The organism is Actinokineospora lacus (assembly GCF_053813445.1).
Genome location: NZ_JBQERA010000008.1, coordinates 85,138 through 111,096, shown reverse-complemented (window position 1 = coordinate 111,096; position 25,959 = coordinate 85,138). Strand labels below are relative to the sequence as shown.

27 protein-coding genes and 1 pseudogene are annotated in these 25,959 nt (G+C 66.5%); 13 read left to right on the top strand and 15 right to left on the bottom strand.

Annotation, left to right across the window (positions count from 1 at the left end; translation table 11 throughout):
* Positions 1–73: 73 nt before the first annotated feature.
* The 3 genes from ACTG9Q_RS20915 to ACTG9Q_RS20905 form a co-directional block, all read right to left on the bottom strand.
* A complete protein-coding gene (locus tag ACTG9Q_RS20915; protein WP_455574523.1) occupies positions 74–1,408 on the bottom strand; it encodes an RICIN domain-containing protein in 1,335 nt (444 codons plus the stop codon).
* Between the two features lie 437 nt (positions 1,409–1,845).
* On the bottom strand, positions 1,846–2,670 hold the full coding sequence (locus ACTG9Q_RS20910; protein WP_455574522.1) for a nucleotidyl transferase AbiEii/AbiGii toxin family protein: 825 nt from the start codon (positions 2,668–2,670) through the stop codon (positions 1,846–1,848).
* Entirely contained in the window at positions 2,636–3,685 is a 1,050-nt protein-coding gene (locus tag ACTG9Q_RS20905) for a type IV toxin-antitoxin system AbiEi family antitoxin (RefSeq protein ID WP_455574521.1), read from the bottom strand. The genes ACTG9Q_RS20910 and ACTG9Q_RS20905 overlap by 35 nt, the downstream gene beginning before the upstream one ends.
* Before the next feature lie 292 nt (positions 3,686–3,977).
* Between ACTG9Q_RS20905 and ACTG9Q_RS20900 the strand changes: the two genes are divergently transcribed.
* The 3 genes from ACTG9Q_RS20900 (at position 3,978) to ACTG9Q_RS20890 (ending at position 7,076) form a co-directional block, all read left to right on the top strand.
* A complete protein-coding gene (locus tag ACTG9Q_RS20900; RefSeq protein WP_455574520.1) occupies positions 3,978–5,567 on the top strand; it encodes a recombinase family protein in 1,590 nt (529 codons plus the stop codon).
* Between the two features lie 22 nt (positions 5,568–5,589).
* Positions 5,590–6,528: a hypothetical protein gene (locus ACTG9Q_RS20895; RefSeq protein WP_455574519.1), complete on the top strand. Its 939-nt coding sequence runs from the start codon at positions 5,590–5,592 to the stop codon at positions 6,526–6,528.
* A 134-nt stretch (positions 6,529–6,662) separates the two neighbouring features.
* On the top strand, positions 6,663–7,076 hold the full coding sequence (locus tag ACTG9Q_RS20890; protein WP_455574518.1) for an NUDIX hydrolase: 414 nt from the start codon (positions 6,663–6,665) through the stop codon (positions 7,074–7,076).
* A 174-nt stretch (positions 7,077–7,250) separates the two neighbouring features.
* On the opposite strand, the gene ACTG9Q_RS20885 is transcribed toward ACTG9Q_RS20890, so the two are convergent.
* A complete protein-coding gene (locus ACTG9Q_RS20885; protein ID WP_455574517.1) occupies positions 7,251–8,525 on the bottom strand; it encodes an XRE family transcriptional regulator in 1,275 nt (424 codons plus the stop codon).
* A 179-nt stretch (positions 8,526–8,704) separates the two neighbouring features.
* Between ACTG9Q_RS20885 and ACTG9Q_RS20880 the strand changes: the two genes are divergently transcribed.
* The 6 genes from ACTG9Q_RS20880 to ACTG9Q_RS20855 all read left to right on the top strand — a co-directional run bounded on the left by ACTG9Q_RS20880 (position 8,705) and on the right by ACTG9Q_RS20855 (position 12,718).
* A complete protein-coding gene (locus tag ACTG9Q_RS20880; RefSeq protein WP_455574516.1) occupies positions 8,705–8,920 on the top strand; it encodes a hypothetical protein in 216 nt (71 codons plus the stop codon).
* Positions 8,921–9,157: 237 nt separating this feature from the next.
* Entirely contained in the window at positions 9,158–9,325 is a 168-nt protein-coding gene (locus ACTG9Q_RS20875; RefSeq protein ID WP_455574515.1) for a hypothetical protein, read from the top strand.
* The gene (locus ACTG9Q_RS20870) at positions 9,325–10,635 is read left to right on the top strand and encodes a replication initiator (RefSeq protein WP_455574514.1); all 1,311 of its coding nucleotides are present in this window, start codon (positions 9,325–9,327) and stop codon (positions 10,633–10,635) included. The genes ACTG9Q_RS20875 and ACTG9Q_RS20870 overlap by 1 nt, the downstream gene beginning before the upstream one ends.
* A gap of 448 nt (positions 10,636–11,083) precedes the next feature.
* Entirely contained in the window at positions 11,084–11,665 is a 582-nt protein-coding gene (locus ACTG9Q_RS20865; RefSeq protein WP_455574513.1) for an HhH-GPD-type base excision DNA repair protein, read from the top strand.
* A 106-nt stretch (positions 11,666–11,771) separates the two neighbouring features.
* Positions 11,772–11,993, top strand: a complete 222-nt coding sequence (locus ACTG9Q_RS20860; RefSeq protein WP_455574512.1) for a hypothetical protein — start codon at positions 11,772–11,774, stop codon at positions 11,991–11,993.
* Positions 11,994–11,995: 2 nt separating this feature from the next.
* The gene (locus ACTG9Q_RS20855) at positions 11,996–12,718 is read left to right on the top strand and encodes a helix-turn-helix domain-containing protein (protein WP_455574511.1); all 723 of its coding nucleotides are present in this window, start codon (positions 11,996–11,998) and stop codon (positions 12,716–12,718) included.
* Positions 12,719–12,855: 137 nt separating this feature from the next.
* Here the strand turns inward: ACTG9Q_RS20855 and ACTG9Q_RS20850 are convergent, their stop codons facing one another.
* Genes ACTG9Q_RS20850 through ACTG9Q_RS20840 form a run of 3 tightly spaced genes read right to left on the bottom strand, consistent with a single transcriptional unit; the run spans position 12,856 to position 15,723 of the window.
* Positions 12,856–14,559, bottom strand: coding sequence for an ABC-three component system protein (locus tag ACTG9Q_RS20850; protein ID WP_455574510.1), 1,704 nt, complete (start codon positions 14,557–14,559; stop codon positions 12,856–12,858).
* Positions 14,552–14,800 (bottom strand): ABC-three component system middle component 6, encoded by a 249-nt coding sequence (locus tag ACTG9Q_RS20845; RefSeq protein WP_455574509.1) that lies wholly within the window; start codon positions 14,798–14,800, stop codon positions 14,552–14,554. The genes ACTG9Q_RS20850 and ACTG9Q_RS20845 overlap by 8 nt, the downstream gene beginning before the upstream one ends.
* A complete protein-coding gene (locus ACTG9Q_RS20840) occupies positions 14,800–15,723 on the bottom strand; it encodes an ABC-three component system protein (protein WP_455574508.1) in 924 nt (307 codons plus the stop codon). Before ACTG9Q_RS20840 ends, ACTG9Q_RS20845 begins: the two co-directional genes overlap by 1 nt.
* Before the next feature lie 167 nt (positions 15,724–15,890).
* On the opposite strand from ACTG9Q_RS20840, the pseudogene ACTG9Q_RS20835 reads away from it, so the two are divergent.
* A pseudogene (locus tag ACTG9Q_RS20835) lies at positions 15,891–16,382 on the top strand (HhH-GPD-type base excision DNA repair protein); the annotation flags it as partial.
* Here ACTG9Q_RS20835 and ACTG9Q_RS20830 read toward each other — a convergent pair.
* Positions 16,366–17,028, bottom strand: a complete 663-nt coding sequence (locus ACTG9Q_RS20830) for a spermidine synthase (RefSeq protein ID WP_455574507.1) — start codon at positions 17,026–17,028, stop codon at positions 16,366–16,368. The pseudogene ACTG9Q_RS20835 and the gene ACTG9Q_RS20830 sit on opposite strands and share 17 nt — an antisense overlap.
* A 30-nt stretch (positions 17,029–17,058) precedes the next feature.
* On the opposite strand from ACTG9Q_RS20830, the gene ACTG9Q_RS20825 reads away from it, so the two are divergent.
* Positions 17,059–17,850 carry a serine/threonine-protein kinase gene (locus tag ACTG9Q_RS20825; protein ID WP_455574506.1) on the top strand — a complete coding sequence of 264 codons (792 nt, stop codon included), beginning with the start codon at positions 17,059–17,061 and terminating at the stop codon, positions 17,848–17,850.
* Positions 17,851–18,444: 594 nt separating this feature from the next.
* Complete coding sequence (locus tag ACTG9Q_RS20820) at positions 18,445–18,822, top strand: bacteriophage spanin2 family protein (protein WP_455574505.1); 378 nt, start codon at positions 18,445–18,447, stop codon at positions 18,820–18,822.
* A gap of 44 nt (positions 18,823–18,866) precedes the next feature.
* Here ACTG9Q_RS20820 and ACTG9Q_RS20815 read toward each other — a convergent pair whose 3' ends face one another.
* The 3 genes from ACTG9Q_RS20815 to ACTG9Q_RS20805 all read right to left on the bottom strand — a co-directional run bounded on the left by ACTG9Q_RS20815 (position 18,867) and on the right by ACTG9Q_RS20805 (position 21,388).
* The gene (locus ACTG9Q_RS20815; protein WP_455574504.1) at positions 18,867–19,271 is read right to left on the bottom strand and encodes an SsgA family sporulation/cell division regulator; all 405 of its coding nucleotides are present in this window, start codon (positions 19,269–19,271) and stop codon (positions 18,867–18,869) included.
* Positions 19,272–19,485: 214 nt separating this feature from the next.
* Positions 19,486–20,304: an inositol monophosphatase family protein gene (locus ACTG9Q_RS20810; RefSeq protein ID WP_455574503.1), complete on the bottom strand. Its 819-nt coding sequence runs from the start codon at positions 20,302–20,304 to the stop codon at positions 19,486–19,488.
* A gap of 64 nt (positions 20,305–20,368) precedes the next feature.
* Positions 20,369–21,388 carry a malate dehydrogenase gene (locus ACTG9Q_RS20805; protein ID WP_455574502.1) on the bottom strand — a complete coding sequence of 340 codons (1,020 nt, stop codon included), beginning with the start codon at positions 21,386–21,388 and terminating at the stop codon, positions 20,369–20,371.
* A gap of 56 nt (positions 21,389–21,444) precedes the next feature.
* Between ACTG9Q_RS20805 and ACTG9Q_RS20800 the strand changes: the two genes are divergently transcribed.
* Entirely contained in the window at positions 21,445–22,395 is a 951-nt protein-coding gene (locus tag ACTG9Q_RS20800) for a helix-turn-helix domain-containing protein (RefSeq protein ID WP_455574501.1), read from the top strand.
* A 52-nt stretch (positions 22,396–22,447) separates the two neighbouring features.
* Here ACTG9Q_RS20800 and ACTG9Q_RS20795 read toward each other — a convergent pair whose 3' ends face one another.
* From ACTG9Q_RS20795 to ACTG9Q_RS20780, 4 genes are all read right to left on the bottom strand, one after another.
* Complete coding sequence (locus ACTG9Q_RS20795) at positions 22,448–22,747, bottom strand: DUF3017 domain-containing protein (RefSeq protein ID WP_455574500.1); 300 nt, start codon at positions 22,745–22,747, stop codon at positions 22,448–22,450.
* A complete protein-coding gene (locus ACTG9Q_RS20790) occupies positions 22,744–23,598 on the bottom strand; it encodes a bifunctional methylenetetrahydrofolate dehydrogenase/methenyltetrahydrofolate cyclohydrolase (RefSeq protein ID WP_455574499.1) in 855 nt (284 codons plus the stop codon). The genes ACTG9Q_RS20795 and ACTG9Q_RS20790 overlap by 4 nt, the downstream gene beginning before the upstream one ends.
* A 13-nt stretch (positions 23,599–23,611) precedes the next feature.
* Positions 23,612–24,502, bottom strand: a complete 891-nt coding sequence (locus tag ACTG9Q_RS20785) for a DMT family transporter (protein ID WP_455574498.1) — start codon at positions 24,500–24,502, stop codon at positions 23,612–23,614.
* 295 nt (positions 24,503–24,797) lie between these two features.
* A complete protein-coding gene (locus ACTG9Q_RS20780; RefSeq protein WP_455574497.1) occupies positions 24,798–25,784 on the bottom strand; it encodes a helix-turn-helix transcriptional regulator in 987 nt (328 codons plus the stop codon).
* Between the last annotated feature and the right edge of the window lie 175 nt (positions 25,785–25,959).

Genomic DNA, 25,959 nt, shown 5'->3' with positions numbered 1-25,959 from the left:
TGCCGCACACCGGCCGATGCCTCTGCCTCGCCGGGCGGACCGGGGAAGCCCCGGCCCGCCCGGCGAGGAGCGGTCAGCGGGCGCCCGCGCCCGAGGTCACGGAAGCCTTGACGTTGTTGGCGTTCTCCAGGGTGTAGGAGTACGGGATGCTCGCGACGCCGCCCGCCGACTGCGGGCTCCCCGAGCCGACGAAGACGTTGTTGCGCTGCACCAGCGTCCCGGGGTCGGAGTCGGCGTAGCCCACCAGGGTGGGCTCGTCGACGTTCTCGAAGTAGTTGCCCTCGACGAGGACACCCGCGTCCATGGTCGACGCGACGCCGTACTCGTTGTCGCGGTAGTAGTTGTTGTAGACGTGGACCGGGTTGCCGAACCGCACGCGCGGGTGGCGGGTGCCGGAGCCGTCGAAGTAGTTGTGGTGGTAGGTGACGCGCAGGTGGCCGCGGTCCTGGCTGCCGTTGTCGTCGCTGTGGCCCAGCAGCATCGACTTGTCGTGGCCGAACACGCGGTTCCACGAGACGGTGATGAAGTCGGACCCGCGCTTGATGTCGACCGCGCCGTCGTAGCCGTCGGTGAAGGAGTTGTGGTCGACCCAGACGTTGGTCGAGCCGGACTCGATGTTGATGGCGTCGTCGTTCCAGCCGCGGAAGCTCAGGTTGGTGATGATGACGTTCCGCGAGCCGCTGAGGGTGAGGCCGCAGCCGCTGATGGTCACCCCGGAGTTGCCGACGATCGTCTTGTTCGACCCGACCCTGATCATGCCCGAGCAGGAGAACGACGAGGTCACCCGCACCACGGCCGACCCGGTGCCGCTGACGGCCGAGGTGAGTGCCGCCGCGCTGCCGACGTTCACCGCGCCCGCGCTGCCGCCGCCGGTGGTGCCGCCGTTCTGCGTGGCCCAGCCCTGCAGCCCGCTCGGCGGCTGCGGGTTGGACCCGCCGCCCAGCTTGACCAGCTGCCACTGCTGGTTCCACCCGTTGAGGTCCTGGTACTGCGCGATCGCCCCGCCGTCGGCGCTGGACCACTCCCACACGTCCAACGCCTTGCCGCTGTTCCGGTTGATCAGCCGCACGTACCCGCTGTCGGAGTCCGCCAACCGGAAGTGCTGCCGGGTGTTGCCGCTGTCGGCGTTCTGCACCAGCCGCGCCCCATCGTCGGCGCTGGGCAGCTCCAGCACCTTCCCGCTCAACCGCGACTTCACCTTGTAGTAGCCACTACCAGCGTCAACGAACTGCCACTGCTGCTGGTTCCCATCGTTGCGCGCCCACTGCACGATCGGCGCACCGTCGTTCGTGGCGAAGTTGTAGACGTCGATAGCCTTCCCACTATGCCGCGACACCAGCACATACTGCGCAGAGGTGTCCACTGTGGCCGCAGTGGCGGCCCCCGGCAGCACAACCGGAACAGCCACCACGGCCGCCACCAAGGCCACCGGCACCCACCGCCGCGATCTCACCTTACCGAGCATTGATCCACTCCAGACATCGTCGTCCAGGGACAGGGAACAAGGGTCGTACGGGATCAACTGGAAGCGCTTACTCAGTTGTAGGACCCCAGGAATCCCCCGTCAACCCTCAATCTCCAACACCCCCCTCACGGACCCTTCCCCTCCCCAGAAACCCTGTGCTACCTTGACCAACGACCCAAGAAAGCGCTTTCTCACCCCACGGAGATCGGAGTCTCGCACCCCCTAGCCGCCCTCGGACGCACGCGCCCTCAGGAGTCATGGCCCGGAGTGGGTCGCCTTGCCGTTGACGAAGCGCCCGCGTTGACCAGGCACGATGTGCCCACGGGGAAGAGCTGCCTGCCCGCGCCTCGCCTTTCCCAGCTTCCACACGCCCGTGCCGGTCACTCGGATCGCGACTGCCTGGCCTCCTCGACAGCGTCGCGAACACCTTGCCCCATGGCCCGCACCAGGAGCTCAGAGCGGGGGGCGCCCATGGCTTTCGCCAACCGCCCCATCAGTTCTTCGTCGCCCGAGACGCGGAGCAGCTCGGCGATGCCCTTGGCATCGAGCAGGCCCGGTATGTGCGTTCCCAGGAGCCACGCTCCTGCTGGCGGTGGGTCGAAGTCGAACTTCTCGAGCGTGTCGATGTCCTCGTCGTAGAGCCGGTCGAGGTACCGCCCGGACGAGTACCACTCGATCATCGTCGCCAGGTCGAGCGCGTCGCGCGTGTCGGCGTGATGACGATCTCGCCATGCGAAGAGCTTCAGGAGCACAAGCGCCGGGATCGATGGGACCTTGACGGCGACCCCGTCCGGCAGGAGCACCGTCAGCGCCGAGTCGACCGCCTCGCGAAAGCCGAGGACGTTCATCGCGTGGTCATCCGGCCACATGATCGTCCGATCCGCCTGTTCGATGCCGCCGTAGGGCACTACATCAACCTCGGTCCCCTCGACGATGAACTTGTGCGCGCTGCGGCCGTGCCGGTCCAGTTTCCGCACCAGGCTGTTGAACTCGTCCCAAGAGCCGACCTCGGCCGCGATATCGATGTCCCGGGTCCGGCGTTGGGGACTCGTGCCCAGCAGACCGATCGAGACGAGCGAGCGCGCGGTCGCCCCCACGACCAGGTAGTGGACCCGCGCTTCGCGCGCCGCTTCCTCGATCCGGGCCAGCACCTTGGCGGCCCGCAGGACCTCAAAGTCGGTCGAGGCCCGCAAGTCGATCGTCACTGATCCTGATCCTGTCCGCGTGCTCACGTTGACGAGGGTCGCCGGAAGCGAGGAGGTCAGCGTAGATCAATGTGGACGGCACGATCCACGACTGCCCCGCCTTCGTCCAGAACCGCCGCCGTATCTGGATGTTGCCCGCCTGTTCCGCGCGCGCCATTCGGCGCTTGCCGATGAGCGAACGCGGCCGTTCGTCGGCGTAGAGGGTGAGGGTGGCCGGGATGAGGTGCGGGTCGAGGAGGCTCGCGCCTGCTTCGCCGCCCACTTGAACGTTCGACCGGGTCAGCTCGCCCTCCGAGCCTTGCCACCACGAGATGTCAGGGACCGTGAAGTCACCGAGGGCCAGCGATGGGGAGAGCCTTGTCGAGTAGGCCTCCGACCATCGGTTGAGCAGTTCCCCCGCTCTCCCCAGCCTGCGTTCGCCCGCCACGTCGTACAAGTAGCCCGCCTTGGCCAGGTCGTCGACGACCGCCTGGGCCGTGCCGAGCGAGACCCCGCTGGCGCTCGCGAGCCCGCGCAGCGGCTCCCCGGCCATGGTCGGCCAGCTGAGCAGGACGAACCCCACCTGCAGCCCCGCACGGCTGAACGCCTTGCTCCCGCGAGAGGAGGAACTGCTGGCGTGCCCGTGCGCTCTGCGGCGACCCCGGATGTCAATCAGCACGTCACCCCAGGCGATGTGCGCGTTGCCTGCCTCATCGATGTAGTCGATGCCCCGCTCGCGCAGCAGGCTCGCGGCCTGCTCGGTGATCGAGCGGGCGACGACCAGCGTGGGGAGCGAAGCGTGCGGGTGGAGGGCCGTCGCGAGTTCGGGCGGCACGGCCCGCTTGATCGCGACGGCGTACGTCCGAACCGCGCCTGACGCTCGACTGACGCGGGCCACCACGTCAGCCCTCCCGTCAGCGGCGCGCTTTCCCGACCGCATGTCGACCTTCAGACCGAGCCCGCGCAGCCAGCCCCGCAACTCGGTCAACTGATCGCGCTCGTTCAGAATTTCGCCATGTTCATTTTCGCTGAACATGCGTCAATTTTGAACGCAAGACCGGATCGACGCAAGTTCTCCCAGTTCAGCGCCAGCCTCAACCTGACGATCAGAGCGCTCTCACGCCGCAAACAAGTCGGTGAACACCCCCCACCGCCAGCGAACGCCGCTCGCCTTGGCGCTCCCTCCTCGTATGCGATCCTTCCGCCATGACGCCGAAGCTCCGCATCGCCCAGATCCCCGAGGCTGACGCCCTTCTGGAACGCGAACCCCTCGCCCTCCTGATCGGAATGCTGCTGGACCAGCACGTGGTTTGATGTATGACTAGTGCATGACCGTTGACCAGGTACGACGCGCCCACTGGGGCGACCTGTCCGGCCTGCACCTCGCCGGGCTCGTCCGCCTGTCCTTCGAGCTGGACCCCTCCGCGCCTTCGAGGCTGCCGGTCAGCGGCAAGGACATCCGAGGCCGGGACGAGCAGGAGAAGGACTGTCGTTCCTATGTGGAGTCCCGAGGCGGCACCTACGCCCACACGTACGTAGAACCCCATACGTCAGCGTGGAAGCGCAAGCGAGTCCAGCTCCCCGACGGCCGCTACGGCTACCGAGTCATCCGCCCGGTCTTCGAGGCCGCCCTCAACGACCTCAAGCGCGGCCACCTGGAAGACGGCACCCGCGTCGACGGTCTGATCGTCTACGACATCGACCGCCTGACGCGCGACAACCGCCACCTGGAAGACGCCATCGAGGTAGTCGAGCACTTCGGCCGCCCCATCATCGACATCACCGGCACCCTCGACCTCCTGACCGACAACGGCCGCACAGTCGCCCGCATCGTCGTCGCCACCAACAACAAGCAGTCCGCCGACACAGCCCGCCGCGTCAAGCGCAAGCACCGCGCCTTGGAGCAGGCAGGCATCCCCACTGGAGGCCGCCGCCCCTTCGGCTGGCAAGACGACAAGCGCACCCTCAACGAGCCCGAAGCCATCCTGATCCGCGAAGCCGCGGAACGCCTCCGCACCGGCGCCCCCATCGCCGCCATCGTCGCCGACTGGAACACCCGAGGCATCACCACGCCGTTGGGCAACAAGTGGGTCCCCCAAGCGGTCAAGACGGTCTTCCGCAACCCCCGTCTCTGCGGCTACCGCTCCCGCAACGTCCGCGACACCGACCCGGACACCGGCAAGGAAACCTTCCACGTCGACATCGTCCGCGACTCATCCGGCAACCCGGTCGTCGGCCAGTTCGCCCCAATCCTCTCCGTCGAGGACTGGGAGGCCGTCACAGCGGTGATCGGAGACCGCACCCTCTCCGGCCGAGGCAAGAACACCCGCACCTACCTCCTGACCGGCACCCTCCGCTGCGGCAAACCCGACTGCACCGGCAAACTCCGAGCCCTCAAGGCCCACCACACCCGCGTCAAAGACCCCACCCGCTTCTATTACACCTGCGAGTCCAAGTCCCAAGGCGGCTGCGGCGGAGGCGTCAGCATCCCCGGCAACGAAACCGACGAGTGGGTCACGGCCGCCGTAATCGCCAAGTACGAACTAGAAGCCCAACGCCGAGACGCCACCACCGAGCCTGAACCCTGGCCAGGCGAAGCCGAACTAGCCGAAGTCCGCGCCGACCTCACCGAGCTGGCCAAGGCCCGCAAGTCCCGCACCATCTCCGCCGCCCGCTACTTCTCCATGCTCCCTGAGCTGGAGGCCCAAGAGTCCGCGCTCCTAGCCGACCGCGAGCGCTGGCTGACTCGCTCCGCCAAGTCCACCGCCTATCCAACCCTCCGCCAAGACTGGCCACACCTCCCTTTGGCCCAGAAACGCGCCTTGGTCGAAGAAGTCCTAGTTGCTGTGGTCGTGCTTCCAGCCAATGGTCACCGAGGCTTCACTCCTGAGCGCTTGGAGCTAGTCTGGCGCGAGTAGCTAGCGCGAGACGGAGGTGGAAGTGCTGACCGATGAGGATGTAGAAGGTATACGAAGAGGGATTATCTATGCGGTTGCGAATGTCCACAGCAAGTGCGTCCTGGCACAACGCGCCAAGCCATCGACGGCCGAATCGCCTTACTCGCGCGATATCGATTGCATTCGATCCGAGAGTTACGCCTCCTACGACTTGTACCATGACGGCCTACAGGCAGCAGGGGGCGCAGGCGTCGCCGCGAACCACGCACTGTCAACAGTACTGAGAACATTGAAATTCTATGACACAACTGGCCCCACAAGCAGAGCACTATACGCACTTGCGCGTAGCGCACTGGAGGGTTCCTCACTGGCCTACTATATTCACCAGCCGGATATACCTTACAATTCTAGAATCTTGCGTTGCGGCCAGGTTCTAGTTTGGTCAGCACGCGAACTAATCACCTACAGCAAAGAAGTACGAGGAAAAGCAGGAAATGAGGTCTCAGCAAAGGCTAAAAGTGACTGGTCAGACCTCACAAGAAAGCTCACCGCTTCCGGCATCTCACTGGCTGGAAAGAACACGGACAAGCCGTGGGAGAAGCTTCAGCGACTCGATGATTCGGTTGGCAAGTTCGAAATTCTGAACGTGTTTCAACGCTTGGGCGCAGGGGCGGGCGCTCTCTACAGAATTCTGAGCGCAGGTACTCACCACGCACCTTGGTTCGCATCTCAGCACATCCGCATCGGCGGACATGACGAAGGGGGCATTAACTACGGTTTCGATATTCCTCAATCAGAGCAGGTCTCCCTCATTGGGAGCATTTGCAAGTTCATGCTCCAGAACGCCTCGGCAAGACTGGAGTACTTCGGTCAGTCATCGACGGATCTACGCGACCTGCGCATCACTTTCGAGACAACCTTCAACCACTTGGCGGATTTTCTCGACGAGATGGAAAACACCCCAGGTACGGTGGACAAGTGACAAACTCTGATTCAAGCGCTGGTTCGTGGATCATTCACAAAGAGTCGCTGGTCGATGACTCTCGACGCCTTCACCTGGCCATCGCCCATGTCGAACTTCCCGACGGCATCCAGTTCGAGCAGTACGTCCTCCGCATGCCCAAGGCGGCGATGACCGTCGTCCTCAACGACGCCCGCACTCACGTCCTGATGATCTACCGCCACCGCTTCATCATGGATCGCTGGACCTGGGAACTCCCCGGTGGCTACGTGGACCCCAACGAGGACCCCCAGCTCACCGCTGCCCGTGAGGTCGAGGAAGAGACCGGCTGGCGACCCCGCACCATCCGCCTCCTGACCACCTTTCAACCCCTTGCCGGAACTGCCGACTTCGAGAACCTGATCTACGTAGCCGAAGGCGCGGAGGACACCGGACAAGGCCCCGACATCAACGAGGCCGCTCGCGTCGAGTGGATCGCCCTGGACACCGTCCGCGACCGCATCGCCAAGGGCGAGATCATCGGCGCGGGCACCCAGCTCGGCCTGATGTTCGTCCTGGCCGAGCGCTAGCGACCAGGCACCGGGATCGACGCCGCCGACATGGCCGCGTACAGCTCCCGCACCGGCCCAGCCGACCGGTACCGCGTCAACCGCCGCCCCACATCCGCCAAGTACGCCACCGTCCGAACAGACCGCACCGACCCCGCCATGCCCACCGCGACAGAGGCCGTCTCGCACGCCTCTTCAACCCGCCCCTGATCGGCCAACGCCGAAGCCAGCACGGACAGGTTGAACAGCTTCCCCCGGTCGTACCCCTCGCTCATCTCCAGGGACCGCCGCGCGTGGACCTCCGAGTCCACCGGCCGCCCAAGATCGCGGAAGCAGTGGGCAAACTTCGCCGACAGGTAAGCCGCGTCGAAGTACCCCAAACCACTCAGGCGCGTCCTGGCCCTCAGCCGACGACAACGCCCGCTCAGCCTCCCCCAACGCGTCCAGACACGGCCGCGCGTGCCCTTGCAACGCGTACCCGTGCGCCGCCATCACCGCCGTCTCAGACACCAGCGCAGCCAGCCCAGACCGCGCAGCGTTCGACCGCGCCGCCTCACCCAGGTCAGCCGCGATCGCCCCAGACCGAAAGAACGCCGCCTGGTGGCTCATCCCGGCAAGCATCTCCGCCGCCAACGCGTCGTCATCGACGTCCTGACACAGCCGCAACGCCTGCCGCAGGTGCTTCCCACCCGCGTCCGCATCCCCCACGTCGTAGGCCATCCACCCGGCAAGCTGGTTCAGCTCCGCCACCGCCCCGAACAAGTCCGACCGAACACCATCCGTCGACCGCACGTCCCGAAGCATCGGAGCCACCTCCGACGCCAGGTAGTTGCTCACCGTCGATCGCGCGTGCCCACCGCCGAAGCGGTTGTCGAGGCGCCGGAACGTCCGCGTCATCTCCCGGACCATGGCCACCTCGGCCGATCCGAGCGTCCGCCCCACCGCAGCCGCGGGCACCACCGGCCCGAACCACCCGAACCCGGTAGCCGCCAGCCCGGCCACCTTGAACAGATCCCGCCGCCGCACGTCGTCCCCTTCCATCGCGTCGTCGCGGAGGCTAGGTGCTTCAAGGCCGCTCGGGTATGCACGAGGTGGTTGTTCGCCCAACTTGAACCACAGGTGAGCCTGCGGGATGCGAAGGACCCGCGCCCACGCTTCGAGCTTCGCCAGATCGCGCACCGGCTCAGACCGCTCCAACCGGCTCACTTGCCCCTGGGTCAGATCGAGCCAGCGACCAACACGCGCCTGCGTCAGCACCGGGCGGTGCTCGTACCGGTACGCGTACAGCACCTGCCCGAAGTGCCGAGCCCGGAACGCGTCCCGCAGCGCAGGACGACGCCAGAACTCATCCGGCTTCTCGGGCGCGCCGACACTCCGCGCCTCCCGACGCGCACACGGGCTGCACAGCGACAGACGGTTGTCAGCCGCCAGCCGAGCGCCGCATCCCGAGCAGGTCCGCACACTCCCCATCGCACTGAGTGTAATCACGCGCCCACGGGTTGACCTGCGGATATCCGCAACCTGGATATCTCACCCGCCGACGTCATGGGCTCGCCGAACCTCCGAGCTGATGGTGGACACCAGCAACGGAGGGAGACACGACGATGGGGCACACACCGATCCCCCGGACCCCCGGACTTCCGGTCGAGATGGCGATGGTGCGCCAACACACGCCGCTCAACCTGGCGATCCACGAGGAAGACGCCGTGATCTCGATGCAAGTCATCGGCGACCGCGCCGTCGTCGTCCTGGGGCTCACCTCGGCTGGCGCGACCATGCTCATCTCCGAGCTGCAACGCGCTGTCCGCGATCTACACCGAGGTCCCTCAATCCCGGTCGGCTCGCTCATGCCCCGAATGGAGTGAGCCGATCGCGGTCGGCGGGGCGGTTCCTCCGACGTTAACCACAGCCGCCCCGTCGACCATCCACCGTCCCAGGCGAGCCGCGACGCGATCACCTAGGCACCCATAGCTGCGGACAAAACACAAAAGACGAGCCCACGGGCTGCGGCCACAGCAGAGCCGCGAACACAAACACTTCCATTCATGCAGCAGCAGCGAAATCCCTGACCTGTCGCGCGCCCGCCGCAAGCATGAATGGAAGTGTTTGCGTTGGAGCAGCAGGAAGAACTCTGGCAATGGGCCGAGCGCGCAGCCGCCTCCGCCCCTCCCTGGACCGACGAGCGCTGGGCACGCACCAACGCCATCATCGGCCGCCGCTTAGCCCGCCCCGAACCCGAGCAGGCCCAGCAGTGGTCGGAGGCCGCGTGATGGCCGACTTCCCGCGCTGGATGCACCACCTCGGCGAGCGCGCCGCAGCCCCGGACTTCCACCGCTGGCGCGAGATGGTCACCGCCGCAGGTGGCTGTACCCACCCGATCCGCCTTGTCGGCAACTCCGCGACCGTGGACACCACCACGGGCGAGGTCCTGTCGACCTACGACACCGCCGACGAGCCCACCGGCTACCTCCTGACCGCCTGCGGCAACCGCCGGGCAAGCCGCTGCGAGTCGTGCGCCCGCGTCTACGCCGACGACACCTTTCACCTCATCCGCTCCGGCCTGGCCGGAGGCCGCGACGTGCCCGACTCGGTGGCCCTCCACCCACGCGTCTTCGCCACCTTCACGGCCCCATCCTTCGGCCCCGTGCACAGGCGAGCCCTGTCCCGCGACGGCCGAGCACTCCCCTGCCGCCCCCGCGACTCAGGCCCGTCCTGCCTAGCCCGCCACGAACCCGACGACCCGCTGTTAGGTCAGGCCATCGACCCAGGCACCTACGACTACTCCGGTGCCGTCCTCTGGAACCACCACGCGGGCGAGCTGTGGCACGTGTTCACCATCTACCTGCGCCGACACCTGGCAGAACGCCTGGCCGTGCCCCGCTCCAAGCTCAACGACCACCTCCGGACCGAGTACGCCAAGGTCGCCGAGTACCAGTCCCGAGGCTTGGTCCACTTCCACGCCGTCATCCGCTTGGACGGCCCAGCCGGACCCAGCGAGCCCCCACCCTTCGGCATCGACGCGGACGACCTCACGGACGCCGTCACCACGGCCGCCCAAGCCGTCTCGGTCTCCATCTCGACGCGAACCCTCCGCTGGGGCAAGCAGCTCGACGTCCGCCCCATCACCACCGACGCCGGATGGACCGACAAGCGGGTAGCCCGCTACATCGCCAAGTACGCCACCAAGGGCGCCGAAGCCGCGGGCACCGTCAACCGCCCGCTCCGCAACATCCGCCACCTGGACCGCATCCGAGGGCTCACCCCACACGCTCGCCGCATGATCGAAGCGTGCTGGACCGAAGCCGACCACCACCCACGGCTACGGGATTGGGCACACATGCTGGGCTACGGCGGCCACTTCTCCACCAAGAGCCGCCGCTACTCCACAACCCTGACGACCATCCGCAAGGACCGCGCCGACCACCGGGCGACCCAAGCCCGCAGCGCCAGCGGACTCCCGCCCCTGCCCGACCACACCGCCCGATTCGGCACCTGGCATGTCCTCGGCACCGGCTACAAGACCACCGCCGAGGAAACCTGGGCCGAACACATCCGCGAGCAGAAGCGCCGAGCAGGCTAACCCTGGTTCAGACTTTCTTCTCCCTCATCAAGCGCGCCGCCGCGCGGCGCGACCAGCGCGGCCTGGCACCACCTTGCCGCCGACCAGTGAGAGCGCACGCCACGGACGGGCTCCCGCTCCGCTCCGCCCGTCCGGGCGGCCCTCTCACCGGCGGCAAGCCTCACCAGCCGCGCGGCGACACGCAGAAGAACGCCCTCGCCGGGCAGGCAGGTCTCCGGGATGGCTCGGTGATGCGCCTCGGCCCCGATGGCAGGTGATCGCCCGTGCCATCCCGACGACCTCCCGAAGGGCTATCAGACAGGACCAGGGCCGCAATCCTGGCACCGCACCTCACCAAGGTCGAAGGTTGCGGCCCTACTCCAGCCTGATCGGGCTAGCGCCAGGTCGACGGGATGGCACTACCCACGTCTGGAAGTGACCCATAACCCCGATGTGCGATCCTTCCGCCATGACGCCGACGATCCGCATCGCCCAGATACCCGAGGCCGACGCCCTTCTGGAACGCGAACCCCTCGCCCTCCTGATCGGAATGTTGCTAGATCAACAAATTCCAATGGAGGTCGCGTTCAACGGCCCGAAGAAGCTCTACGATCGCCTCGGCAACAAGCTCGACGTCCACGAGATCGCCACCTACGACCCGGACGAGTTCGCCACCATCTCAACCACGCCGCCCGCCATCCACCGCTACGGCGGCAGCATGGGCAGGCGCGTCCAGGCACTCTGCCAGTACATCGTCGAGCACTACGACGGCGACACCGCCGCGATCTGGACCAAGGGCAAGCCCACCGGAGCCGAGGTCCTGAAGCGCCTCAAGGCCCTCCCCGGATTCGGCGAGCAGAAGGCCAAGATCTTCCTAGCCTTGCTGGGCAAGCAGTACGGCGTGGCCCCGTACGGCTGGCGCAAGGCCGCGGGCGACTACGGCGGCCCCAGGACCCGCATGTCCGTCGCCGACGTCACCGGCCCAGAAACCCTCGCCAAGGTGCGCGCGTACAAGAAAGCCAAGAAGGCCGCCGCCAAGGCAGAGGCGTAACACGTCCATCGAAAACGTGCATAAATAAACCACTCCATCAGTTCTACCCCACCCGAACGACTCCTAACCTCGGCTTCCCAACCGAACCCGACACCCAGGAGTCGCTGTGCGAACCGACACACTCCAAATCCACGCATCGGTGGCCGTAGCCGACTGCACAGTCACATCCCGCACCCACCCCGACGGCGCTCAAGTCACCCTGACCGGCACAAGCGACCAAGAACTGACCCTCGACTTCACCCTCTCCGCGTTCCACACCTTCGCCACAGCGATCCACAAGACCGACCTCGCCCTAAAAGCGGCAGCAACCGCAGCGATCGGCGAGTAACCATGTCGTATTCAACGCTCCCGCCCGACGTGGCCAGACTCCTACTCCGATACGAGATAGATCGCCTGTGCAAGCGCGCCGGAGCAACGCACGCCGAGATGGGCGAACGTCTCGGCACAAGCAGAGCAGCATTCACGCAAATCATCTCAGGCAAGACTCTACCCAGCAAGCCAGCAGTAGAGGTGATAGGCAGATATCTCGGATCAGAGCCAGAAAGCCAAGAACTGATCGAGATTCTGGAACAAGCAAAGAAGGGTCCACCGCCATCAGCCGCAGAGGTCCGGCATGGCTTCAAGCTCACCTGGGGCCTCTGCCACACAGCCAAGCGTATCGAAATCTTCTCCCAAAACAGTATCCCGAGCTTCCTCCAAACCTCCATGCCAGCCGCCCCGAGGACCAGTGGAGCTGAACTTCGGCCGAACGCCGATGCCATCGTTCTCTGCATTCTCAATGAGCAAGCACTACTAGCTTCTGCCAGTTGCCTTCAGGAAATCATCAGGCCACCCCGATCGGAAATCCTGATACTACCGAGCACTGCACCAAAGCAACTATCTACAAGTACTCCATTTGTGATTACACACAGGGCCGACGGGACGTGTGCAGCACATGAGAATACCCGCTACTTCTCGTACACCTATAGCCTTTATGGAGTAGTCCAACAATACCGACAACTCTTGACGGAACTCAGACGAGAAGCGCAAGAAATAGCGCCACAACCTAAATGAACACATCGCGGCCACGTGCAGATACCTTACGTTGACACATCTTTCAACTTGTGGCAATCTCACTCGCTACAGCAGAAGCAAAGATTTAACGCTATGAGCACCGATGCAAGAATCGGACAACCGGCCGCAAGGGGTCGCTAGTTGAACCGAATACCGAAGAGTCCGCCGCTTTCATACTCATCGGTCATGTGGGCGCACTCGTGATAATTAAGCTTAGATTCAACGGATAGCGCCTTATCGAGATCATCCGAGTTCATCGTGACGATGTACTGCAACCCTTCAGTAGTAGAAAGTTCAGATCCCACTTCAAGCGCTTCCCTGACTTGTCGTGCTTCCACACCGTCAAACAGGTGACTGTCATGAATCAGGAAATCAGGACCAAGACCATTTCTGCGCGCAAAAACGGCCATCGTAACGTCGAAGCAGAAGATGGCCATGCTGCGCACTCCTCCACTGTTATCTCCGCCGAGGGTCGGCGAGAAGGTGTACCCTCCCCCTTCCGCAGTGCCAATGGTTAGCGCTGCAGGTCGCTTGTCTCCATACAACCGGTATGCGATCTCGGAAAACTTGGCCGCCAAAAATTCGCGCTGAGATCGACGTTCTTCAAGCTCGGCACTAAACAGCAACCCTAGCTCTGCACTTTGCAAATCCAGGTGCCTACTACTGTCTTCCCACCTATCAATTAGTTCTCGACGTCGCTTCAATTCGGCTAGACGACTATCAATATCTACCATCTGACGTTGCATCTCTTGAAAAGTTTCCAACGCTCCGCCAGCCTGAAGAATCCGCATTAGGCGGGAACGCTCTTGATCAGCCTCGGCTAGACGCTGCCGCTTCTCGGATGCCTCAGCAAGCAGACGCGTGCGTTCAGCCTCCAAGTATCTTCTTCGGTTAGAGACGACCGAAAGGTGGAACGCCTGAACCTCATCGAACCGGCGTTGAACCTGTTCACTTAGGACTACTCCAATCTCGGCGTAGACCTGACGGAGGTGATCGTATCCACGATCCTCGACGTTCTCTTCCGAGATTGCTATCTCAAGATCTTTAGCGTTTCGTTCTGCGAGTGTGATGTCATCATTTAACCGCCGAATTAGCCGGCTTAGCTCGTCAGCTTGAACGCGGTTCTCATCGTAATTTTCGAGCACCTGGAAGTTTTCCGCACGCTGCGTGAACCTGTTCAACTGGACCTGCAATGTGGCAATCTCGGCGTCTAGATCACGAACCTTGCCCATTGCCATTCCGAGCACCGGGCTACGAGATGCCCGCTTGAGGTCGCGGAGACTTTTCTTAGCGTCGGCGAGTTCCTTAACTCGGGAAACGAGGTCTAGATCTAACCCAAAAAGATGCGCAAGTGGCGCAGCGGTATCTAGCGCGCTCTGCTTACGGTAGGTTTCTACCGGATTGAGAAAACCACCATTGTTTGCGTTGCGTAGGTAGAAGGCAACTAGCGATCGATAAGATGGCTCATTATCGAGTCCCGACAATCCGAACAGTAGGCCTCCGAGGAGCGCCCGATACTGGGCAAGCTTGATAACCTCAGAGTTTACCTTAATTGTCGAAGCCGAAGCTCCCGATCGTTCGATATGCCAATTGTCCGCAGCCGCCTCGAACTCCATAGAGAAAGTGGCGTCGATAAGCTCTGGCCGACGAAGAATGTGATCCGCACGCGCATCCGAGCCGAGCATGAAATCCAAGACTTGAATAAAGCTAGTCTTGCCGACAGCGTTTCTACTATCTTTCACTGTAGAAGACTTGGTGCGATCGGCAATAGCAATATTGAGACCTGGCCGGAAGTTTGCTTCCTTAAAGTTCGCTAGTGAGCTAGTGAGCGATTTAAGCACGCATCCTCCTCACTAGTTGATCACCAGAGAACTCCACGCCTCCAACGGCGTACAGTCCATCTAGCGCTAGAGCAAACCACCAAAACGGAACCGCAGAGGTCATCTTGTTTTCAACACGCCAACGCTGAAGCCGATCCCATACAGCGCTAACAGTTCCTGGCGTCTCTAACTGTTCAATAATTTGCGCTCCAAGCGTCACCAACGCTTGATCTGCCGCTACCGCCTTCGTTGGAAGGTACATTAAGCTACACCTGGAGCTTCAAAAATTTCACAGCGCTCAAAGAAGTGAGTCACTACCATTACTGCGGCATTCCGCTGCTCTTCTCTCTCTTTCAGTTCGCCAGACTCAACAAAAGCTTCCTTGATAAGGTCATCGCAGAGCGCGTGGAAAACCGAGTCGGAATCCGGTAGGGTCGCGCGAAGCCCATCAAACTTGCTGCGGAGAATTTCTGAAACTTGAGCCTGCTCGCCAGGACTTGCTTTGGAGAAGTAGTACCTTACATGACCCGTATGAACTTGAAAGCGCTTGATCAGATCAGCAAGGTCCTCGCTGAACCTGTTGTGTTCAATCTTGCCGAATGGCACCTCCACCACTGGATCTAGATCGGATGCCAGCCGAGTCCTGGCTAGACTCTCAACGCATCGCGCGATATAGCTCATCCCAGCGGGATGATCTGACGGCGGCGCACCTAAGACATAGGACAGCTTGTCGCGCGAGAGTTCTCGGCACGTTTCGTTCCACAGAACCTGAGGCGGCCAGTTCTCAATCTCTATTCTCTTATCCTTGTACAGCCGCTTTAGAGCGATAATCCCTTCCGCAACCATCACCGGAAGACCAGCTGCGTTGTTATAAACAAACGCCCATCTCTTCATCGCGTCAGCCCAGTGCAAACGCGCGGTTTCGAAATCTGTTCTGATTTTCTTGGTGACATATTTGGGATCGGGGCTGGTAGCCCCATAACACGCAAGCATGAGGTCATCCACCCAGCCATCGCATCCCTTGTCTCCGCGTCCCCCCGGATCGACCTGAATGAAGCTACCTCCGTGCTTCGCCAACATAATGTCTGTGACGAATCCCTGCCACTCGAAGCTCGACTTTCGGGCGCACAGTGCGAGGAACTGGCTATGAAACCAGGCGCGGTCTTGACTGCTCAGGTCTGACATAACCCCTCGATATCTGGTCGATCATCTACTGACAGTCTCGCATTGACACCCACCAGCGTTACAGGAAGTACACGGCACTGGAAGTGCCTCCACACGTACGGCCCAACAACAGACGTTGCTACTGCGCTGATTGACTAAGCGTTAACATACATTGAGCGTTGTGTTGCGACCAGCAGATCCCGATGGAGGTGGCGTTCAACGGGCCGAAGAAGCTCTACGACCGGCTTGGTAGCAAGCTCGACGTGCATGAGATCGCCGGCTATGACCCCGATGCCTTTGCCACCCTGGCCACCACGCCGCCCGCCATCCACCGCTACGGCGGCAGCATGGGGAGGCGGGTGCAGGCGCTTTGCCAGTACATCGTTGAGCACTACGACGGGGACACCGCCGCGATCTGGACCAAGGGGAAGCCCACTGGGGTCGAGGTGCTCAGGCGGCTCAAGGCGTTGCCTGGGTTTGGTGAGCAGAAGGCCAAGATCTTCCTCGCCCTCCTCGGCAAGCAGTACGGCGTCGCCCCCTACGGCTGGCGCAAGGCAGCGGGCGACTACGGCGGGACCAACACCCGCATGTCCGTCGCCGACGTCACCGGGCCCGAGACCCTCGCCAAGGTGCGTGCCTACAAGAAGGCCAAGAAGGCCGCCGTCACGGCCGAGGCGTGACGGGCAGGGTGGCCAGGTAGACGACGTCGGGCTCGCCTCGGGGGACGGGGACGGGCAGTTCCTCGACAGAGGAAAAGTGGGCACGGAGGCGGGTGTGGAAGGCGGGGCTGGCGTTGGCGCTCCAGACGGCGAGGATGCCGTTGGCGGAGAGGAGGTCAGCGAGCAGGTCCAGGCCGTGGTCGGTGTAGAGGCCCGCGTTGCCCTCGTCCAGGGTCCAGTCGGGACCGTTGTCGATGTCGAGGCAGAGCGCGCCGAACTTCTCGTCCACTGTGGATAGCCAGGTGACCAGGTCGGCGGCGACGCAGCGGGTTCTGGGGTCGGACAGCAGGTCGGCGTTGCCCAGCGGGCCCTGGTTCCACTCGATGACGGCGGGTTCGCGCTCGACCACGACGACCTCGCCGACGCGGGGGTTGGCCAGCGCCGCCGCCAGGGAGAAGCCGACGCCGAGGCCGCCGACGACCAGGGTGGCGCCGGGTGGCATCCGCTCGGCAGCGGCGTCGACCAGCAGGCGCTCGGACTCACCGGCTCGGGTGTCCATGAGGAACATGCCGTCGGCGATGATCTCGTGGTGGCCGCCGACGCGGCGCAGGACCAGTTCGCCGCAGGCGCCGGGGGCGCGGGCGATCACAGTGGGCAGCTCGTTCATATGCCGCTCTACTGTGCCAGAGTCCGCGCCATGCTTCCCACGATCCCGGGGCTGACCTTCGCGCACCCGCTCGGCCAGGGCGGGTTCGGCACCGTGCACCTGGCCCGCCAGCACCGCCTCGACCGCGATGTCGCCGTCAAGCTCGACAACCGGGTCCTGTCCACCGAGCGCGACCAGGCCCGCTTCCTGCGCGAGGCGCGCGCGGCGGCCCGCCTCTCCGGTCACCCGAACGTGGTCAACGTCTACGACGCCGGGGTCGCCGGGGACAACCGGCCCTACATCGTCATGGAGCTGTGCACCGGCGGGTCGCTGGCCGACGCGCTGCGCGAGCGGGGGCCGCTGCCGGTCGACGAGGTCGTCGAGCTGGGCGCCCGGCTGGCCGACGCGCTGGCCAGGATGCACTCCATCGGCATCCTGCACCGCGACATCAAGCCGGCGAACATCCTGGTCAACGCCTTCGGCGCGGTGAAGCTGGCCGACTTCGACCTGGCCGCGATCCTCGACGCGCACGCCGAGAGCACCATCACCGTCGGCGCGCTGAGCCCGCACTACGCCGCCCCCGAGGTGTTCGCCCACGCCGCGCCCAGCCCGGCGGGCGACATCTACTCCCTGGCCGCGACCCTCTACACCCTCGCCGCCGGGTCTATCCCCCGCGACATCCCGTGGCCCGCAACTCCCTCGACCAGCTGGTCGGCGTGCTGCGCGGCCCGGTCCGGCCGATCCCGCACGCGCCCGCGGCCGTCAACGCCATCCTGCTGGCCGCGCTCGCCGCCGACCCGGCCCAGCGCACCGACTCCGCCGAGCGGCTGCGCGACGAGCTGACCGGGCTGCGCGCCGCGCGCCCGGTGTCGCGGCTCGCGCGGACCACCGGCCGCAAGGCCGCGGCGGCCATCGCCGTGCCCGCGCTGCTCGCGGCGGGGTTCTTCGGCCGCGGGCTGTTACCCGCGGACCAGCGGGAGCCGGGCCAACAGGACCAGACCGCGCAGGCGCAGGCCGCGCCCGCCGGGATGACCGAGTGCGCGGGCCACGAGGCCGACGGCTACTGCGTGGCCGACAAGTGCTTCGGCGGCATCGTCAACAACGCCGACATGCACATCGTCGCGCGCCCGGTGCCGTGCGCCGAATCGCACCCGTGGCAGGCGTTCAGCGGCACCCGCCTGCCCGCGGAGGCCAGGGAGCTGCCCGTCACCGAGATCCTGGAGCTGCCACCGGTCAGCGCGGCCTGCTCAGCGGAGGTGATGGCCGCCCGCGCGAACCTCGACACCACCGGGTGGGAGGTGCAGCTGCTGCCCAGCGCCGACCGCTCCACGGCGCTGTGCCTGGCGGGCAAGCCTGGGGAGCGGTTGACCGGCAGCGCCTTCGACGCCGGGTGATCTGTAGCCTGGTGACCGAATACTCCTAACTGACAGGGGCACTATGCGTTCTCGGATTGCCACCACTCTGACCGCCGCCGCCTTGCTGAGCGCGCTGGCGGGCTGCGCGGAGATCCAGCAGGCCACCGACACCGCGAGCAACGCCGCCGACAAGGCCACCGTGTGCGCCAAGGCGCTGGAGCTGGGCGGCTACACCCCCGACGCGAACGACCCGCAGAAGGCCGTCGACGAGGCGCAGCAGAAGGCCGAGGAGCTCAACACCCTGGCCCAGGACGTGGGCGACACGACGCTGAGCGAGGCGCTCACCGGCATGGCCACCCAGATGCGCGAGATCCCGGCCAACCTCGACCCCACCAACCTGGCCGAGTGGACCCAGCAGAAGATCGCCGCTTTCAACACCCTGACCCAAGCCTGCCTCTGACCGGACGAACGGCCGCCCACTCCCCGTGGGCGGCCGTTGCCGCGTCAGACGTTGGTGATCTCCTCGATCAGCGCGTCGACGTCGAAGAAGTCGGACTCGCCGCCGATGGGCACCATGGCCGCGGTGGTGGCGGCGAACGCGGCGACGTCGGCGTGGTCGAGGACCAGCACGGCGTGGCCGTCGGGCGACTCGATCTCGACCATCAGCACGCCGACGCCGGACTCCTCGGCCGGGTGGAAGCGCACGTCGCCCTCCCCCGCGGGCCCCGAGAGCCCCGCGAGCAGCAGGTCGCGGGCGAAGACCCACTCGACCCAGCTGTCGTTGTCGGTCTGGAAGGCGGCCGCGATCGTGAACGGTTCGCCGGTGCGGTAGGTCCAGCGGGACCGCACCGGGATGCTGCCGCCGTAGCGCGAGATGAGCTGCTCTGTGTGCTCGGTGTGGCTCGTCATCTCGGTGCCTCCCTGTCCTCCTGGCCCGCGCGTTGGTCGTTCGCGAGCCGTTAGCAGGGAAACGCTTTTGGCAGCGGTCCGTGATGCCAAGAGCTGCGGTTTCACGCGATCGGGGGAAGAAAGTCCGGCGGTGCTAACGCGCCAGCCAATCGTTATCCGCTGTGTAGCGCGCCATTACTCGTCTGCGTGAGCGAGTGGTCACAATCGGACACCGTCAGGGACCGACGACCGCGGCGGCGAGTTCGTCGGCCAGCGCCGGTGTCGCCGCGACGACACCGGACCAGCGCCGCGACAGGTCCGGGTCGAACTCCAGCGCACGCCCGCGCGCGTCGATCACCGCGCCGCCCGCCGCGGGCACCGTGACCAGGGCCGCGGCCAGGTCGACCAGCCGCAGGGTGTCCGAGCCCGGGTCGGCGAAGGCGTCGACGGACCCCTCGGCGACCAGGGCCGCCTCCAGGCAGGTGGTGCCCAGCACCCGCAGCCGGTCCACCCGGTCGGCCACCCGCAGCCACGCCTCCCGGCTGTTGCGCTTCGGCCGCAGCAGGTTCACCGTCGCACCGGCCAGCGACGTCCGCCCGCTCGTGCGGTACGGCGTCGGGCGGCCCACCTTGGCCCACCACACGCGGCCGGTGTCCAGCCAGGACGTCAGGGCCTCGACCGGCGCGGAGTCGCGGACCAGCGTCCCGGCGAAGCACGACAGCGGCACCCCGGACGCGGCGTTCCACGACCCGTCCACCGGGTCCACCACCAGCGTCAGCGCCGAGCCGTGGTCGAGGAACCCGACCTCCTCGGAGAGCAGGTTGACGCCGTTGCGCTGCGCCGACTCGACGACGGCCTCCTCCACGACGGCGTCCACCCGCATCGTCGGGGTGCCGTCGGCGCCCATGTCCACCTCCTCGGCCAGCGCGACGCGGCCGAACGAGCGGCGCGCCATCCCGTAGGCCCGCGACGCGGAGCGGGCGGCGTCGGCCAGGGCGGGGTGGACGTCGGCGGGCAGGCCGGGGGCGGGCACCGGCCAGGCGATCAGGCTCACGCGGGGCACCGTAACAACAGCGGCGGCCCCTCCCGGTGTGGGAGGGGCCGCCGTCAGCGGAAGCTCAGAGCAGGCCCAGCGACGCCACCGCGTCGCGCTCCTCGGCCAGCTCGGCGACCGAGGCGTCGATGCGGGCGCGGGAGAACTCGTTGACCTCCAGGCCCTGCACGATCGAGTACTCGCCGCCGGAGCAGGTCACCGGGAACGACGAGATCAGGCCCTCCGGCACGCCGTAGGAGCCGTCCGACGGAATGGCCATCGAGGTCCAGTCGCCCTCGGCGGTGCCGTTGACCCAGTCGTGGATGTGGTTGAGCGCGGCGTTGGCCGCCGACGCCGCGCTGGAGGCCCCGCGGGCCTCGATGATCGCCGCGCCGCGCTTGGCCACCGTCGGGATGTAGGTCTCGGCCAGCCACGCCTCGTCGTCGACCACCTCGGCGGCGGAGCGCCCGTTGACCTGGCAGTTGAACAGGTCCGGGTACTGCGTCGCGGAGTGGTTGCCCCAGATGGTCATCTTGGTGATCTCGGTGACCGAGCAGCCGACCTTGGCCGCCAGCTGCGACAGCGCCCGGTTGTGGTCAAGGCGGGTCATCGCGGTGAACCGCGAGCGCGGCACGTCCGGGGCGTGCGAGGCGGCGATCAGGGCGTTGGTGTTGGCCGGGTTGCCGACCACCAGCACGCGCACGTCGGAGGCGGCGCCCGCGTTGATGGCCTCGCCCTGGGGCTTGAAGATGCCGCCGTTGGCCTCCAGGAGGTCGCCGCGCTCCATGCCCTTGGTCCGCGGGCGCGCGCCGACCAGCAGCGCGACGTTGACCCCGTCGAACGCCTTCTTCGGGTCGTCGGTGATCTCGATGCCCGAGAGCAGCGGGAACGCGCAGTCGTCGAGCTCCATCGCGGTGCCCTCGGCGGCCTTGACCGCCTGCGGGATCTCCAGCAGCCGCAGGCTGACCGGGGTGTCGGGGCCCAGCAGGTGCCCGGAGGCGATGCGGAACAGCAGCGCGTAGCCGATCTGTCCGGCGGCTCCGGTGACGGTCACGTTGACGGGTGCCACGAGGTGCGTTCCCCTCCCGAGATAGCGGGCTGCCATGCCTGCGCCCGGCGCTGTGGAGGCTACCAAGCGCGCCACGCGGCCCGGCGGACACGGTGAGCAGGGTCTCCGCCACCTCCTTCGGGTGGTTCTGGCGCGACACCACCGGCGGCGGGACACCGGCCGGGCGCGCGGAGGCGATCATGAACGCGATCCCCGCGCGCCAGAGGAGAGCCCACCTGAAGATGGCCCAGCAGCACCAGGACCCGACGGTCCGCATCGCCCTCCTCGGGGCCGAACTGCGCACCCAGCGAGACCGGGTCGGCCTGAGCCTGGCCGAGGTCACCGCCAAGATCGGGATCAGCGCGGCCAAGCTCAGCCGGATGGAGAACGGCCGCGCGCCCCAGCAGCCCGAGGACGTCGCCGCCCTGCTCGGCCTCTACGGCGTCACCGGCCTCTCCCGCGAGGACCTGCTCGACCTCGCGGGCAGCCTGGCCGAGGGCGCGGGCGGCTCGGACGCGGCGCTGCGGTTCCTGGAAGCGCGCGCGGCGATGCTCGTGGACTACCAGTCCGCCCTCGTCCCCGAACTGCTCCAGACCGTCCCGTACGCCCAGGCCGCGCTGCGCGAGGTCGCCATGCTCGACGACGACGCGGTCCTCGACCGCTGGACGCAGCGCATCCACCGCCAGGCCGTGCTGCGCAAACCCCAGCCGCCGCGGTACTACGCGATCATCGCCGAGGCCGCGCTGCGCAACTCCGTCGGCGGACGCGCGGTGATGCGCGAGCAGCTGCGCTACCTGGTCGAGGCGGGCGGCCGCCGTCCGGTGACGATCCGGCTCATCCCCGACCTGCCACACGGCCATCCCGGCCTCGGCGGAGCGTTCCAGCGCCTGCAGTTCCCCGACCGCGGCGCCATCGTCGTCCTGGACAAGCGCACGTCCCGCCTGTTCGTCGAGGGCACCCCCGAGGTCAAGCACTACGACCGCGTCGTGGTCGAGCTGCTGAGCACCGCACTCCCCGAAGCCGACTCCCTGGCCCGCATCACCACCCTGGCCAAAGCGCTTTAACCACCAGAAGTCCCCGCCCGCCCTCGGTGATCAGCGCGCAGGCCGAGGCGCATCAGGTCTCCAGGGGGCCGCCTTCGATCGTCAGCGCCACCGCGATGACCATGGTGCCGAAACCGGCGTAGCTCAGGACGTCGACCCCGCGGCCGCGGATGGCGACCAGGCCCGCCTGCTCGTCGCGCAGCAGCGCGCGCAGCCCGGCGGCGAGGAACAGCGCCAGTCCAATCCAGACGGTGCCCTCGCGCCAGTGGTACTGGACGATCCGCACCAGTCCGACCACGACGACGGCCATCACCAGGCCGAACGGGATGTGCACGAGCGCGGGGTGGCGGCCCCCGCGCGAGGGCTCGCTCACCCGCGCGCGCCGCGCTCGGCCACCTCGACGGTGTTGCGCAGCAGCATGGCGATCGTCATGGGGCCGACGCCGCCGGGCATGGGGGCCAGGTAGCCCGCGACCTCGCGCACGTCGGGGTGCACGTCGCCGACCAGGCCCGCGTCGGTGCGGGTGACGCCGACGTCGAGGACGGTCGCGCCGGGCTTGACCATGTCCGCGGTGATCAGGCCCGCGCTGCCCGCGGCGGCGACGACGATGTCGGCGCGGCGCACCTCGGCGGCCAGGTCCTTGGTGCCGGTGTGGCACAGGGTGACGGTGGCGTTCTCGCTGCGGCGGGTCAGCAGCAGCCCGAGCGGACGGCCCGCGGTCACGCCGCGGCCGACCACGGTGACCCTGGCGCCCGCGAGCGGGACGTCGTAGCGGCGCAGCAGCTCGACGATGCCGACCGGGGTGCACGGCAGGGGCGCGGCGTCGCCGAGGACGAGCTTGCCCAGGTTCGTGGGGTGCAGGCCGTCGGAGTCCTTGGCCGGGTCGATGCGCTCCAGCACGCGGCCCGCGTCGAGGTGGCCGGGCAGGGGCAGCTGCACGAGGTAGCCGGTGCACTCGGGGTTGTCGTTCAGCTCGTCGACGACCGCCTCCAGCTCCGCCTGGCTGACGGTCGCGGGCAGGTCGCGGCGGATGGAGTTGATGCCGATCTTGCTGCAGAAGTTGTGCTTGCTGCGCACGTAGGCGTGCGAGCCGGGGTCGTCGCCCACCAGGACGGTGCCGAGTCCGGGCACCACGCCGCGCTCGGCGAGCGCGGCCACGCGTACGCGCAGCTCGTCCAGGATGGCGTTGCGGGTGGCCTTGCCGTCGAGAATCGTCGCGGTCACGGCCGTCATCCTCTCATTGCGAGCGCTGGGGACCCGCCGCGACCACCACCGCGACCATGGTCACCGCCGCGCCCGCCAGCGTCGCGGCGGAGACACCCCGGTCGAGCAGGTCGAGCAGGATGGAGCCGAGGATCTGCCCGGACACCGCGGCCAGCCCCAACAACAGCACCCCGATGTGACGCACGGCGAACACCGCGCTGGACAGGCCGCCAACGCCGAGCACGCCTCCTAAGTAGAGCCACCACTGCGACGGCGGAGCGTCGGGCCAGCCCCGGACGAGGACGTCGACGGCGCAGGCGACCAGCAGCGCGACCGTGCCGATGGCGAAGTTGAGCAAGGTGGCGAACCGGACGCTGCCCCCGGAAGCGCGCACGAGCCCGTTGACCGCCTGCTGCCACCCCATCGCCGCCCCGCCCAGCGCCGGGATCACTGCCAGCCAGAGCCGCCGCGGCTCACCGAGCTGGTCGGACACCGCGACCGCCACCGCCACCACCGCGAGCGCCGCCCCCACCGCCCGGCGCGCGGTCACCGGCACAACCCCACTGGGCCCGATCCCCGAACGATCCGCGAGCAGGCTGCTGACCACCTGCCCAGCGACGACCGACACGGTGAACACGGCGACCCCCAGCAACGTCACCGTCAACCCCTGCGTGGTGACGAACCACGCCCCGGCCGCACCACCCAGGCACTGCCACCACCGCAGTTCCCCACCCCGCAACGCCCCCACGACCCTGCCCGCCGCCGCACGCGGCTTCGCCGCCGACCCGACCACCAGGCACAACAGAACGAGCCCCACGCTGAACGACACCAGCGCCGCGAACAACCCGTCCCCAAACCCCCGCGCCAACTGCCCGTTGATCCGCCCCTGCACCGCGACCGCCACCCCACCCGCACCGGCGGCCACCAACCCAACCCCACGCCCCACAGTCCAATTGTTCAACAATCCCCCCACGCCTACACGCCCCCATTCCATCGTTGAACAATCAGCCAATCATCCACACCGCGATCGTTGAACAATCCATCCTTCAAGTCGTCCAATTGTTGAACAATTCACGGACGGACGACATCGAGGTGATCGTTCAACAATCCTTCGATCCGCTACGGCAGGATTGTTGAACGATTCGGGTTCGCGCCGATCGTTCGATCGTTCAACATGTGAGCGATTCGTGGATGACGCGGTCGCGTGCGGGTTGGGTGGGTCAGATCCAGCGGTGGCGGACGGCGTGGACGGCGAGTTGGAATCGGGAGGTGGCGCCCGCGTGCTCCATGAGGCGTTGCAGGTGGCGGAAGACCGTTCGCCTGCTGATGCCCAGTTGGCGGGCGATCGAGTCGTCGTTGGCGCCTGCGGCCAGCAGACCGAGTAGGCGTTGTTCGATCGGCTGCACCGGGGACAGGGAGTGGGCGCCCGCCTGCAGCGGCACCGCCAAGCGCCACGACGCCTCGAACAGGCCGACCAGGGCCGAGAGCAGGCTGCTGGGGTGCACGACCAGCAGCGAGCGGTTCACGTCCGCCTCGGCGACCGGCAGGGACACCGTGGCGAACTGCTGGTCCACGATCGTCAGCTTCACCGGCACCTCCGGCAGCACCCTCGCCTGCTCCCCCGCCGCGACGCACGGCTGAATGTTGTTCGCGTAGCGGGCCGGGTCCTCGACGGAGGAGCGGGCGTAGACCACCCGGTAGGTGACCTCGCCCCGGGCGAGCTGCTCCAGCTCGGCGTTGTTGATGTGCCCCTCGGTGAAGTACGGCGGTGACTCCAGCCTGCGGATCTCGGTGCGCGCGCTCAGCTCCATCTGCTGAATGCGCTGGGCGATCGCCGTCCCGGTCACCACCTCGATGAGGTCATCAGTGCGCTGCGGGGAGACCGCGCGACGAAAGGTGTCGTAAGCGTTGAGGGTGGCGACCCTGGCCTGCTCCAGCTCGCTGGCCCTGCGCCTGCTCAGGATCTCCAGGCCGGACGCGGGCGGCACCGGGGTGACCACGCGCCCGTCCATCCCGCCGGTCCCCACCAGCCCCGCGTCGGTGAGGGCGCGCACGGCGGCGCGGACGCCGGGTTGCGGGCGCTCGGTCCCCACGGCGATCTCCTCGGCCGTCGAGGGGCCGACACGCAGCAGGAACTGGTAGGCGTTGATCTCGTCGTCGGGCAGGCCGAGACGGGACAGGTGCGGCGCGAGATCGCCGTCAGACATGCAGACCTCCGTCGTTGCACGCGGAGAGTGGCACACATGGGACGGTGGCACAAACGGGGCAGAAGGTCACCCGCCTGGGTTGAGGTTCCGCTGACTTTGCGTTATCGCCGCAGGCAGAGCCGTGCTCCCAGGTACACCGTGTGCCTGCGACCGCCCGGCAGGGGAAGATGGTGCC